Raw genomic sequence first — 12,742 nt, forward strand, 5'->3', positions numbered from 1 at the left:
GTCACCCCAACGAGAGAAGACTCAGGAGAAGGTGAGTTCGCCGACCGGCGTATGTGCCGGAAACGAGGCGTCGAGTGCCGTAGTACCGCTACCGCCTTGCGTGATGGTCTCGATCGATCCGTGGACCGTCAGGCTAGGGGTTTCGTACTCATGCTTTTCAACATTCTGTTCCAATTTACTCTCCACTTGTGGACTGGAAGCGGCCTGTCGATTGCCGGCAGCGAGCTATTGCTGCACCGCAATAGCTGCATGGCAGCATTTATGAGTCAAGCCTGATTTACCAGCCGTTAATCAATTCTCGGTTGCGACTCCCTTCAATGGTGATCAAAGCGCTTTGCATTTCACATCTCAGGAGAATTCAGCAGAGTGTCCGAGGCCGTCAACTAAGTATCTGATTAATTACGTTAAATTTTCCTTCGAATGCTCCTCACTTGGGCGCTGGCGCATTCCCACAAAAATTGTTGCTGACGTACCCGCCACAAGCCCCGATCAGGCGGCGCCTTGCATCTCGTTGTAGGACTGTGTTGCGAAACGTTCAGGTTGCAGGAAAATTAGCGCCAAAGGAAAAACTGGACGCGGCGCATGAATTTGGCGATGCTTTGCTTCGCACTTGCAATATAACGCGCCTGGCGAATTTTTTGCGGAGATGCTGCAGCATATGGCATTGCAGGAAGGGACCTTCGAAAGGTTGCGCGCCGCTGGCTGCGCCGACGAAGTGGCCTATGTGCAGGCTTGCCTGCGGCTGTTCTTCGCCTCCAGGGCGAGCCCCAGCGCCGCGCCTGCACCGGCCATCTCCGTTGCCGATGTTTGCGATATCGCCAGGCTGAACAAGGTCGCCACCTTCATGCTGAAGGCGCTGTCGCGCCCACCGGCGGGCGAGACGCCGCCGGGATTGCTCGAGTGGCTCGACACTTATCGCCGGCGCACGATTGCGATGAACTCGTCCGGCATCATGGATTCGATGGCCATCGACAAGGCGCTGCGCGGCAGCGGCATCGATTTCGTGTTCCTGAAGGGGCCCCTCCAGCAGCAACTGCTCTATGGCGACCATTTCATGAAGCCGTCCGGAGATGTCGACATATTGGTGTCGCCGGCCGGCTTCTTTAGAGCTCGCGATGCGCTGCGCTCGATCGGCTACGAGGTCGCCGGCAAGTCCCGCTCCGTCTGGTGGGTGCGCTTTCTGGGCGAGCAGCACATGGTTCGCAGCCAGGGTCGGAAATTGTCCACCGTCGATCTCCATTACCGGCTCCAGCAGCCGGGATCGCCCAGCCCGCGCGATACGGAAGGGTTCCTGCGCCGCAAGCGCGCGCTTGCGATCGCCGGCTCCAGCGTGCCGTTCATCTCGGCCTCCGACACTTTGCTTCTGTCCTGCATCAGTGTCGCAAAGGCGCTGTTCAACCGCGAGCCATGCGCGGGCTATGTCTGCGATATCCGGGCCGCTGCCGGTCGGCTGAGCGAGGCCGAGCAGCAGACTGTGCTCGACTACGCGGCCGAGCAGGGGCTGGCTGACACCCTGCTGCTGGGCCTGCGCGCCGCCGATGTGCTGCTTGGTGGCGCCGGCACGCTGCTGTCGGATCGGGCCACCAGGATCCTGTCACGCATCGGCAATGAAGACCTGTTCCACATGGTCATCGCGCCGTGGCTGTCGTCGCTCAGATGGCCGCAACGGCGCACCGTTTTGTGGGAATTGTGCGGCCGCGAACCTGTCCGCTACCTGACCGAGGCCGGCTGGGCCGCGTCAGCCGACCTCAGCCGGCGGATTTTCGAGCGGGAAAGCCGGTGACGATGAGGGTCGTCATGCAGCAGGCAGATAACGTTCCGTCCCGATCCGCTGGGGATGGATCGGGGGATGGATCTGGGTCCGGCGCCGCGCGCCGGGAGGGCGAGGGACCAATGCGACACTTTATGCAATCGAAAGGCCACCCTATGTCCATGACAGAATCCCGGGTCTGCGTGATCATCGCGGCGCGCAACGCGGCCCGGACCATTCCCGCAGCCATCGCCTCGGCGCTGCGCGAGCCGGAGGTGGCGGAAGTCGTTGTCGTCGACGACGCCTCCACCGACGACACCGCAAAAGTGGCCAGCGCTGCCGACGATGGCAGCGGTCGGCTTTCGGTCATCCGGCTCGACGTCAATCGCGGCCCGTCCTTCGCCCGCAATGCCGCCATTGCCGGGTCGAAATCGCCTTTCATCAGCATTCTCGACGCCGACGATTTCTTCCTTCAGGGACGGTTTCGCCAGCTGTTTGCCAGCACCGACTGGGATTTCGCCGCCGACAACATCATGCTGATCCGTGACGATACGGCGACCGACGTCTCTAAGATCGTCGCCCCGTCCTTTTCGGCGGACCCGGAATTCCTCGACTTCGAGCGGTTCATCGAGGGCAACATCTCCAGACGGCGTGTCCAGCGCGGCGAACTCGGCTTTCTCAAGCCGGTGATATCAAGAGCTTTCCTCGACAGGCATGGGCTGCGTTACGACGAGAACCTGCGTCTCGGCGAAGATTATGAACTGTACGCCCGCGCCTTTGCCCTTGGCGCACGCTTCAAGGTCATCCGTTCCTGCGGCTATGGCGCGATCGTGCGCGCCGATTCGCTGAGCGGGCGCCACAAGACACAGGATCTGAAGCGCCTCGCCGATGCGGATCTGGCACTGCTCAAGATCGACAGCCTGCCGGAAGGCTCCAAGGCCCTGCTGCGCAAGCACGAGCGGCATGTGCGTGACAAATACCGGCTGCGCAATTTTCTCGATGTGAAGGCCGAGCGCGGCATGGCGTCTGCCGCCGCCTACGCGCTGGCCAGCCAGTCGAACTTCATTCCCATCGTTGTCGGCGTGGCCGCCGACAAGCTCGATGCGTTGTTTCGCCACGCCGGTCTGCCCCCGCGGCAGCAGCCGGTGCCGCCCTTGCGCTTCCTCATGGCCGCTACCAGCACGGCGGCGCAAAAGTAGGCTCCGCCAAGTCCGGGACGGCGGCCGCAAGGCTGAAAAAATTGCCTTTCTGAAACTCGGAGGTTGCCTACACGCCCCGACGATGGCACTGTATGTTGCGGTGCAGCAATTTTGGAAGGCCAACCGGATGGCTTCAATTTTCGGCTTCAGGTCCAGGGACCCAGCGCGCGACAAGCAGACCGATCTGGCGCGTTTCGACCGTCTGGCAAAGCTGTTGGATCAGATCACGGCCGAGATTGCGGCCGAGAAGACCGGGTTGGAGGCCCGCTACCGGTCGAAGTCCACCAACGCGGCCTTCCTGGTCGAGTCGATGGAGAACGGCTCGGCGTCGGCAAGCAAGCTGTCGGAAGTCGGCGAGCTGACGAAGTCCATCCTGAACTGCGAACAGCGCATCGCCGAGCTGGTGCGCCAGACGAGCCGGATGAAGGAACTGCGTCATTCACTCGACGCGATCGTCGGCGAGGATGGCCAGAGTTCTGATTCGCACGGGGAATATGTCAAACCCGCAGGTCGCTTCGGCTGAACACGGTCACACGAGACACAGAAGAGAAAGTTCGGGGACGGAGGATCGGGATCGGCCCGTTAGCAATGTGGGCCAATCGGTGACTTTGGGTTGGGGCGGAACAGCACAAAGGTGAATTGATATGAACGCAGATCCGAAGACGACGCCCATGGCGGCAATCGATGCCATGATTTCAACGCGGCCAAATCGGCCAATGCGTCTTGTAAACCCAACGCGTCTTCTATCCGTTGGTGCGCTTCTGTTGGCGGCAGCCGCAGCTCTGCTCGGCGCCGCCCACCCCTCCCGCGCCCAGGACGCCTCCCCGGAGATGCAAAGCGCACCGTCCTTCGTCGACGATTTCAAGAGTTTCGATCGTTCGCGCTGGTATGTCTCCGACGGTTGGTCGAACGGCAATCACCAGAACTGCACCTGGTCGAAAAGCCTGGTAAAATTTTCCGACAACATGCTGACGCTCGGCTTCGAAAAGCGCAAACTGAAGGACCGCGAGTTCGCCTGCGCCGAGATCCAGACCAAGCAGCGCTTCGGATATGGGACCTATGAAGCACGGATGAAGACCGACACCGGATCCGGTCTCAACGCCGCTTTCTTCACCTATATCGGCCCTGCCGACAAACAGCCCTGGTATGAGATCGACTTCGAGGTGCTGACCAAGGATACATCCAAGGTGCAGGTCAACAGCTACATCGCCGGCAAGCCCAAGAACGAGAAGCTGGCCGAGGTCGAAGGCGGCGCCGACAAGGGCTTCAACGACTATGCCTTTATCTGGGAAAAGGACCGGCTGCGCTGGTACGTCAACGGCAAGCTGGTCCAGGAAGTGACCAATCCCGAGCAATTGCCGACCCACTCGCAGAAGATATTCTTCAGCCTCTGGGGCAGCGACACGCTGAAAAACTGGATGGGCGCCTTTTCGGACCCCGGCCGCCAGGTGACGATGCAGGTGCAGCGCGTGGCCTTCACCGCGCTCGGCCAGCCGTGCCAGTTTCCGGAATCGCTGGCATGCAGTGTAAGCAGCATAAAGTAATCTGAACCGGCCCGGCCATATAAGGCCAAAGGGCGTGAACAGGAATTAACCCGAATGAATTTGACGGTCTTTGGAATTGGCTATGTCGGTCTCGTGCAGGCTGCGGTGCTGGCTGAGGTCGGGCACCAGGTGGTGTGCGTCGATGTCGATGAAAAGAAGGTCGAGCGGCTCAACCAGGGCCTGGTGCCGATTTTCGAACCGGGACTGGAGGCCCTGGTCAAGGAGAACCACGCAGCCGGCCGGATCAAGTTCACCACCGATGCCGCCGCCGGCGTCAAGCATGGCGAGATCCAGATGATTGCGGTCGGCACGCCACCCGGCGAGGACGGTTCGGCCGACCTCAAATATGTGCTGGCGGTGGCCGAGACCATCGGCCGCGAGATGGACAGTCCCAAGATCGTCGTCGGCAAGTCGACCGTGCCGGTCGGCACCTGCGAAAAGGTGAAGGCCAAAATCGCCGAGACGCTGAAGGCGCGCGGGCGCCAGGACCTGGCTTTCGACGTCGCTTCCAATCCTGAGTTCCTCAAGGAAGGTTCCGCCGTCGCCGACTGCATGAAGCCCGACCGCATTATCGTCGGCACCAACAGCGAGGACACCGAGGCGGTGATGCGCGAGCTCTACGCGCCGTTCAACCGCAACCACGAGAAGATGATCGTGATGGACGTGCGCAGCGCCGAATTCACGAAATACGCCGCCAACTGCATGCTGGCGACCAAGATCTCCTTCATGAACGAGATGGCCAATCTGGCCGAGCAACTCGGCGCCGACATCGAGGAGGTGCGCAAGGGCATCGGCTCGGATCCGCGCATCGGCTATCACTTCATCTATCCCGGCCTCGGCTATGGCGGTTCGTGCTTTCCCAAGGATGTCCGCGCGCTGATCAAGACAGCCGAAGGCGTCAAGTTCGACGCCAAGCTGCTGCGCGCCGTGGAGGAGCGCAACAATGCCCAGAAGTCGGTGCTGTTCGACAAGGTGCACCGTTATTTCAAGGGCAGTCTCAAGGGCAAGACCTTCGCGCTCTGGGGCCTCGCCTTCAAGCCCAACACCGACGACATGCGCGAGGCGCCGGCGCGCGTCCTGATGGAGGCGCTGTGGCAGGCCGGCGCCAATGTGCAGGCCTACGACCCCGAGGCGATGCAGGAATGCCAGGCCATCTACGGCCTGCGCGACGACCTTTTGTTGTGCGGCACCAAGGAGGCGGCGTTGCGCGGCGCCGACGCGTTGCTGATCGCCACCGAGTGGAAGAGTTTCCGCGCCCCGTCCTTCGACGCGGTGAAGGATGCCCTGACCACGCCGGTCATCTTCGATGGCCGCAACCTCTATGATCCCAAGGTCATCGCCCGTCACGGCATCGAGTATTTCTCGATCGGCAGGATGGCGGCGTGAAGGCAGGGCGGCACAACGCGGAGCCAGGTTCATGAAAGTTCTGTTTGCAGGCGGCACCGGCTACACGCCGCAATTCAGCGGGGGCGTCCAGTCGAGCACCCACCACCTGGTCGAGCAATTGCGCGAAAACGGTCACGAGGCATCCGTTCTGGCAGCCCTGTTCGGCGACGGCATGTTCGGCTTCAGGGCGCGCGCCAAGATGAAGCTCCTTCGTCAGCGCGCGGTCATCGACAATTTCCCGGGCTATCCGGTTGTACGGGCGTGGTTCCCCTGGGAAGCGGCCGACTTCGCCGTCAAAAAGTTGAGGCCGGATGTCGCGGTCGTGCAGTGCCACAATTCGGTGCCGATCGGCAGAGAGTTGCAGAGGCTTGGCGTGCCGCTGACCGTCTATCTGAGGAATGTCGAATTCGACGAATTGGCCGGCGATCTGCGTGAGCTCCATTCGGCGGTCTATATCGCCAACTCCGAGTTCACCGCGCGCGCCTATAAGGCAAAATTCGATATCGATTCGACGGTTATTCCGCCGACCATCAATCCCGCGTTCTACTGCACACCGACGACCGGTGAATTTGTCACGCTCATCAATCCATATGAGGAAAAAGGCTTCGATCTTGCGGTGCGCATTGCCGCCGCCTGTCCCGAGATCCCGTTCCTGTTCGTCGAAAGCTGGAAGCTCGACGACGATCATCGAGCCCGGATCGAAGCAACAATCTCTCCCCTCCAGAACGTCAAGCTGGAAAGCCGCACCAGCGACATGAAGACGGTCTACGGCCGCACGAAAATCCTGCTTGCGCCCAGCAAATGGGAAGAAGCCTGGGGCCGGGTGGCCTCGGAAGCGCATTGTAGTGGCATTCCCGTGGTCGGCTCGCGGCGCGGCGGTCTGCCGGAAGCGATCGGCGCCGGCGGCGTGGTACTGGACTACGACGCCCCGCTCGCCGACTGGGTCGCAACGATCAGGCGGCTGTGGAGCGATGAGGCCGAGTACAAGCGGCTGTCAGCGACAGCACGTCAGTTTTCGGAGCGGCGGCAGATGAACCCCGACAGCCAGTTCGCAACGTTCATGGGCGTTCTCGACCGCGCAAGACGTGTCGGTTTGGAGCGCGCAGCCTAAACGCGTCGTGTTGCATTTCAGCTGAGACGCTGCACGACCGTGGTCGCGCAAAGTTCCCGTTAGCCAGGTCCAGGCGTCGTGCGCCCGTCCGGATCACTTTTAATTGCTGCAGTGCAATATTTTGTGGCACTGCAGCAATCAACGTGTATTCTGCCTGTCTACATTAGGGCTTGTGCGATATGGACCGCTTGGTCCGAGCAAGCCCCAACCTTATGGGCGGGTCATGCGCGTGGGCTTTGTCGTCGGCGAATTCCCTCTGCTTTCGGAAACCTTCGTCGTGGACCAGATGGCTGGGCTGCTGGCGCGGGGCTTTCAGGTCGAAGTGGTCTGCGAAAAGATGCAAGGTGACCACCGAATTGACCGCCAAAGCGAGCCGATGGCGACGCTGCTCGCCAGAACCCGACATTGGTGGCGATGGGCCGCTGTAATCAGCAAATTTGTACAGCGTCTGCCGCCGCGTCTGCGATACAAGGCCTCGACCGTTCTCGACATCGCCTTTGCACGCCGCCTGAACCGCTGCGACGTGATTGTCGCCCACTTCGGACAGAACGGCGAGAGAGCAGCCGCACTGAAGAAATGGAAGGTGCTCAAACCACCGATCATAACCATCTTTCACGGCGCGGACGTGGCGATCCCGGCGCGGCAGGCAGTGCTCGCGACACAATATGCCGGGCTGACCAAGCATGGGACCCTGAACCTGCCCGTCAACGATTACTTCCGCACGATGCTGCTGGAAGCCGGCCTGTCCCAGGCGAGCACGACGGTCCACCATATGGGAATTGACACCCGCGAAATCGGCTATCGCTGGGAATCGTGGGAAGGCACCCAACTGGTCGTGACGACGGTTTGCCGCCTGGTCGAAAAGAAAGGCGTCGAGTTCGCCTTGCGAGCCCTGGCCTCCCTCAAGGCCTCCCAGCCGCAGCTAGACTGGCGTTACGACATTGTTGGCGACGGTCCTCTGCGGATGAATCTGGAGAAGCTGGCCGTAGAGCTGGGCTTGGCTGGTCGCGTAACATTCCTCGGCAGCCTCCCTCACGCAGAGGTGAAAAGACGGCTTCGCATGGCGCATCTCTTTTTGCTGCCAAGTATCACTGCCAGCGACGGGGATATGGAAGGCATTCCGGTCGCGCTCATGGAGGCCATGGCCGCCGGATTGATTGCGGTCAGCACGTATCATTCGGGAATCCCGGAGCTCATCAAGGATGGGGAGACGGGGTTGCTTGCGCCCGAGCGAGATATTTCAGCGCTTGCCGGCAAGCTTGCCTGGGCCGGGGAGCACCCGACCGAATGCGAGCGTATCGCGCTTGCCGCACGCCGCAAAGTCGAGGACGACTTCAACGCAGATGTTCTGAATGAACGTTTTGCGCAGATCGTTACCCAACTGGCCACATCGAGCCCTGCGCATGAACCTGCCGGTCATGTCGGCGTTTCCGAGGGCTTGGCGGATCCTTCATCTGCCGGCTGACACCGCTGCTCTGCGTTTGATCGGCAGACACGCCAAGCCGAGGGAAATCTTGCTACACTGCACCAAAAATGTTGCAGTGCAGCAAGACCTGTACTAACGTCCCTGCGGGTGGGCCAACAGCGGTAGAGTTCCATGCTGCATGTCTTGTGCCTCCGGCACCCTGTTTTCGGCCCGGCTTTTGTCAAGGGCACACCGGCTCTCCGCACGAGCGCATCCTGCCGATGAAGATTTGCTTCGTAGTCGACAAGTTCCCTTCATTGTCCGAAACCTTTGTTCTCGACCAGATAGCCGGATGCCTTGAGCGCGGCATGGAAGTCGGCGTCGTCTGCAACGAGACGTCCTTCGGCAGGGACAGCAACATCGATGATCCGCGCTGGCAGGCGCTGCCAGGAAAGGTCGTATGCTGGTGGGGTGGCCTGGGTCGCTATCGCCCGCTGCTCAGGAAATGGTCCGGCAGGTTCTGGGACAAGCTCTCGACCGCCATCGACATTGCTCATGCGCGAAAACTGCAGGGCGCCGACGTCATCGTTGCCCATTTCGGCAACAACGGCATGCGCGTGGCCCGCGCCATCAAGCGCGGGAGGATTTCCGCTCCCCTGGTGACGATATTTCACGGCCGTGATGTCGGCGAACCGCTGCATGACAATACGCTCGCGCGCTACAAGATTGTGTTCGAAAAGGGCGTTCTTCAACTGCCGGTGAATGCGTTTTTCCGCGATGCCTTGATTGAGGTCGGTGCATCGCCGGAGCAGGTTGTGGTTCACCATATGGGGGTGCGGCCGAGTGACATCGACTATCGGTGGCGTTCATGGGAGCAGGCTACGCTCTCTTTCATCTCGGTCTGCCGCCTGACTGAAAAGAAGGGCATCGAATATGCGCTTCGCGCGCTTGCTGGCCTGCCGCGGCGAGACTGGATCTACTCGGTGATCGGCGGCGGAGAACTTCTCGAGGAGCTGAAGGGGATCGCCGCAGAGCTCGGCATTGCCGACAGGGTGAATTTTCTTGGGCCCCGGCCGCACAGCGAAGTCAAACAGCGTCTGCGCGATGCGCATGTGTTCCTGCTGCCCAGCGTCGGCGCCCGCGATGGCGATCTGGAAGGCATTCCGGTTTCGCTGATGGAAGCGATGGCCGCCGGCCTGACGGTGGTCAGCACATATCATTCCGGGATCCCTGAACTGATCGACGATCACAAGACGGGTTTTCTCGTGGCTGAGCGGGACGTTGCGGCGCTGACCGGAAAGCTTGCATGGATCGCCGAGAATCCGAAGCCGTGTGAAGAGATCGCTCTCGCGGCGCGCAAGAAGATCGAGGCCGAGTTCAACTCCGATCTGCTGAACCAACATTTCGTGGAAATCGCCATGCGGCTTGGCGAAACGAGGTCGCTTGCATGAACGCCAATCCGCCCCCCCAGTTCGGTCGTGTCGCCCTGCGCGGCGGGCTGGTAACCATCGGCGCCCAGGGCTTCAAGATGGCGATCCAGTTTCTCTCCGTCATCGTGCTGGCCCGTCTGCTCGTCCCCGAGGATTTCGGTCTGGTGGCTTCCGTCGGGCCGATCGTGGCCTTCGTCGGGCTGCTTCAGAATCTGGGCCTGCAGCAGGCTGTGGTTCAGCGCAAGGACATCAGCAACCAGCAGCTCAACCAGGTGTTCTGGATCAGCGCGCTCGTCGGGCTGGGTAGTGCCGTGGTAGTGGCCGGCCTGGCGCCTGCCATCGCCGCGTTCTATGGCGATCAACGTATGTCCGGCATCACCCTTGGCTCCGCCCTGCCGCTGCTTCTCGGCAGTCTCGCCGCAGTGCCGCTGGCGTTGATGAACCGGCACCTGCAGTTCGGCCAGCTCGCACTGAACGACGTGATAAGCGCCGCCGCCGGACTTCTGGCCGCCGCAATCGCGGCCTATGCGGGGTTGGGCTACTGGTCGCTGGTCATCGGCCCGGCGGTTTCGGCAGCTATCGCCCTGGCTGCCGCCTGGCTGGTGGCGCGTTGGACGCCTTTGCGGCCGGACCTGAAGGTCGATGCCGATATATTGTCGTTCGGCGCCAACCTGACCGGCTTCAACCTCGCCAACTTCTTCTCGCGCAATCTCGACAACATTCTCATCGGAAAATATTCCGGTGCGATCGAACTCGGCTATTACGACCGCGCCTACAAGCTCCTGTTGTTCCCGCTGCAGAACATCAACCAGCCGCTGACACGGGTTATGGTGCCGCTGCTCAGCCGCATCCACGATGACAAGGCCCGCTTTCGCGATATCTATGTGCGCACCAACTGGATGCTGGCGGCCGTTACCATGCCGGGCATCGCGGCGCTGACGCTGACCTCCAATCAGATCGTCGGACTTCTCTTCGGCGCGGGCTGGGCACCGGTCGCACCGATCTTTGCCTGGCTGGGCATCGCCAGCCTGGTCCAGTCCGTTTCAAGCACGACGGGATGGATATTCATCTGTCAGGGCAAGACGAAGACCATGTTCCATTGGGGCATCTATTCGTCGCTGACGACCGTCGCTGCCTTCGTCGTTGGCCTGCACTGGGGCGCCGTCGGCGTTGCCGCGGCCTATGCCATCAGCGGTTACGTGCTGCGCGTTCCCGTGCTGGCGCTACTGGTCCATCGCGTCGGTCCGGTGACCGCCGCCGACTTCCTGCTCATGCAGGGGCTTTTCATCGCCTCGTCCCTGCTTGCCTGGTTCCTGTACCTGTGGTTGCCGGCGTCTCTAACGGGCCAGTCAGACCTGCTCGCGGTCTTTTTGGCGCTTGCCCTCAACTACGGCATCGGTCTCGTTTTCATGCTTGCCGTCCCGCAGTCGCGACGCGCTTTGTTCACCACCCTGTCCAACGCCGCGCGCAATATCCGCTGAGCGGCCGGCGATCAGCGGCGCCAGCAGGTTTGTGGCCGACATTGCCGAAGCATGTTCTTCGAGCACGGCCTGAAGGCTTGTCTTGCGATAGCGGTCGAGATCTCCCGCAAACCGGCCGAGCTTTTCGCGCGCCTCTTCGGGCGTCACGGTGTCGATGTCGAGCAGCACATCGTCGACACCGATTCGCTTGGCCACTTCCTTGGTTTTGAACTCGTAGGCGATCGGCAGCACCGGCGTGCCGACGCAAAGCGACATGATCATCATATGCATGCGCGTCGCGACGACGAAGTCGAAGCCCTTCACCAGCGCCATCAACTGGTCCGGCGTGTGGAACGAAGCGTCCACTGTCACGTGGCTGGCGATCTCAGGATCGAGCTTGGCAACGATGGCCTGCGCGGTCTTGGAATCGTCATGGGCATATTCCGGCACGCCCTGACACGTGGAGACGAAGGTCACCTCCTTGCCAAGGTCCCTGACAAGAATTGTGGCGATCTCGCGGATCGAATCCAGATAGCGGCGCATGCCGCCCTCACCGTCGCTGACGTAGTTCCAGTGGCGGACCGAAATAGCGACGCGGCCCGTCGACGCCGGCGGCTGGCTGGAAGCGAGACGCTTGCCGATCCTGTCGGTATCCGCCAAGGCGAATACGGCATCGGCCACCACGTGGCACTTGCCGAGATCCTTCACCAAATCCCGGATATGGGTCCGCGACCGTTCGTCGCGCAGCAGGACGAGCGGGCTGCGGTCAAAGATCGGGCCGAGCTCCTGGCGGTTGTAACTTTTGTCGAACGGACCGAGGGATTGCGTGAAGAAGACCGGATCCTTGCCAAATACGGCATCGAGCCTGAACTGATTGAGGCGTCGTTCGAGATTGTAGTTCTCGACGAGATAGGTTCCCCCTGTGGTGACCACCATGTCCGCGTCGGCGTAGATATCGAGACCGCGCCGGTCGCGATGGCTGAAAAAATTGCCTAGCGCGCTGCTGCCAAACCAGCGCAGGGCCTGGAGAACGAGCCGATTGTAGATCGGCTTGAACCGGTCCCTCAGCCCGCTGCCATTCTTGTATCGGAACAGGGATTCCGACAGCAGCTTATGGAATTCGAGGTCGGGATAATCCGTCTTCGGATAGAGTCGTTCCGCAACCTCGGGCTGGCTGTCGAAGACGGCAAACCGCACGTCGCCTTGCACGATCGTCTTGAGAATGTGGCGGATCGCCAGCAGAATCGCCGCATCCCCGGTATTCAGGCAGACTGTGTTTTCAACGACGATCTTCATGGGATACCTCATTTCGTCAGCAGATTCCGCGGCGTGGCCTGCGGTGCCTAGGACGGGCATGGTGACCGAAAATACCCACGCCAGGACGATCCCGATGCGGCTCGCGTCACAATCCATCGCTGCATCGGGCTGGGTGACCAGCCAGAGCGGCGCTCAAGCCC

At 61.3% G+C, this 12,742-nt stretch carries 10 protein-coding genes and 1 pseudogene; 9 read left to right on the plus strand and 2 right to left on the minus strand.

The features are described 5' to 3' along the window. Positions 1-21: 21 nt before the first annotated feature. Positions 22-174, minus strand: a complete 153-nt coding sequence (locus X730_RS1000000166245) for a lasso RiPP family leader peptide-containing protein (protein WP_023684233.1) — start codon at positions 172-174, stop codon at positions 22-24. 484 nt (positions 175-658) lie between these two features. Between X730_RS1000000166245 and X730_RS149810 the strand changes: the two genes are divergently transcribed. The 9 genes from X730_RS149810 (at position 659) to X730_RS149770 (ending at position 11,306) form a co-directional block, all read left to right on the plus strand. Then, complete coding sequence (locus X730_RS149810) at positions 659-1,783, plus strand: nucleotidyltransferase family protein (RefSeq protein WP_023711260.1); 1,125 nt, start codon at positions 659-661, stop codon at positions 1,781-1,783. 143 nt (positions 1,784-1,926) lie between these two features. Next, positions 1,927-2,949, plus strand: coding sequence for a glycosyltransferase family 2 protein (locus X730_RS149805; protein WP_023742531.1), 1,023 nt, complete (start codon positions 1,927-1,929; stop codon positions 2,947-2,949). A 127-nt stretch (positions 2,950-3,076) separates the two neighbouring features. Further along, positions 3,077-3,472 carry a hypothetical protein gene (locus X730_RS149800; RefSeq protein WP_023696966.1) on the plus strand — a complete coding sequence of 132 codons (396 nt, stop codon included), beginning with the start codon at positions 3,077-3,079 and terminating at the stop codon, positions 3,470-3,472. A gap of 121 nt (positions 3,473-3,593) precedes the next feature. Next, a complete protein-coding gene (locus tag X730_RS149795) occupies positions 3,594-4,493 on the plus strand; it encodes a glycoside hydrolase family 16 protein (RefSeq protein ID WP_023668806.1) in 900 nt (299 codons plus the stop codon). A gap of 54 nt (positions 4,494-4,547) precedes the next feature. Continuing rightward, positions 4,548-5,879: a UDP-glucose/GDP-mannose dehydrogenase family protein gene (locus X730_RS149790; protein WP_023755600.1), complete on the plus strand. Its 1,332-nt coding sequence runs from the start codon at positions 4,548-4,550 to the stop codon at positions 5,877-5,879. Between the two features lie 31 nt (positions 5,880-5,910). Continuing rightward, positions 5,911-6,990, plus strand: coding sequence for a glycosyltransferase (locus X730_RS149785; protein ID WP_023826490.1), 1,080 nt, complete (start codon positions 5,911-5,913; stop codon positions 6,988-6,990). 223 nt (positions 6,991-7,213) lie between these two features. Then, on the plus strand, positions 7,214-8,455 hold the full coding sequence (locus X730_RS149780) for a glycosyltransferase (RefSeq protein WP_023702332.1): 1,242 nt from the start codon (positions 7,214-7,216) through the stop codon (positions 8,453-8,455). Positions 8,456-8,676: 221 nt separating this feature from the next. Then, a complete protein-coding gene (locus X730_RS149775; protein ID WP_023684225.1) occupies positions 8,677-9,846 on the plus strand; it encodes a glycosyltransferase in 1,170 nt (389 codons plus the stop codon). Beyond that, the gene (locus X730_RS149770; RefSeq protein WP_023684224.1) at positions 9,843-11,306 is read left to right on the plus strand and encodes a lipopolysaccharide biosynthesis protein; all 1,464 of its coding nucleotides are present in this window, start codon (positions 9,843-9,845) and stop codon (positions 11,304-11,306) included. Before X730_RS149775 ends, X730_RS149770 begins: the two co-directional genes overlap by 4 nt. Before the next feature lie 225 nt (positions 11,307-11,531). Here the strand turns inward: X730_RS149770 and X730_RS149765 are convergent. Continuing rightward, positions 11,532-12,698, minus strand: a pseudogene (locus X730_RS149765) (polysaccharide pyruvyl transferase family protein); the annotation flags it as partial. Positions 12,699-12,742: the final 44 nt, after the last annotated feature.

The organism is Mesorhizobium sp. L103C131B0, from assembly GCF_000502275.1.
GTDB lineage: Bacteria > Pseudomonadota > Alphaproteobacteria > Rhizobiales > Rhizobiaceae > Mesorhizobium.

Bases quoted from the DNA above. Each gene is read 5' to 3' on its own strand.
- X730_RS149810 (WP_023711260.1), top strand. From the start codon at position 659: ATGGCATTGCAGGAAGGGACCTTCGAAAGGTTGCGCGCCGCTGGCTGC.
- X730_RS149805 (WP_023742531.1), top strand. From the start codon at position 1,927: ATGTCCATGACAGAATCCCGGGTCTGCGTGATCATCGCGGCGCGCAAC.
- X730_RS149800 (WP_023696966.1), top strand. From the start codon at position 3,077: ATGGCTTCAATTTTCGGCTTCAGGTCCAGGGACCCAGCGCGCGACAAG.
- X730_RS149795 (WP_023668806.1), top strand. From the start codon at position 3,594: ATGAACGCAGATCCGAAGACGACGCCCATGGCGGCAATCGATGCCATG.
- X730_RS149790 (WP_023755600.1), top strand. From the start codon at position 4,548: ATGAATTTGACGGTCTTTGGAATTGGCTATGTCGGTCTCGTGCAGGCT.
- X730_RS149785 (WP_023826490.1), top strand. From the start codon at position 5,911: ATGAAAGTTCTGTTTGCAGGCGGCACCGGCTACACGCCGCAATTCAGC.
- X730_RS149780 (WP_023702332.1), top strand. From the start codon at position 7,214: ATGCGCGTGGGCTTTGTCGTCGGCGAATTCCCTCTGCTTTCGGAAACC.
- X730_RS149775 (WP_023684225.1), top strand. From the start codon at position 8,677: ATGAAGATTTGCTTCGTAGTCGACAAGTTCCCTTCATTGTCCGAAACC.
- X730_RS149770 (WP_023684224.1), top strand. From the start codon at position 9,843: ATGAACGCCAATCCGCCCCCCCAGTTCGGTCGTGTCGCCCTGCGCGGC.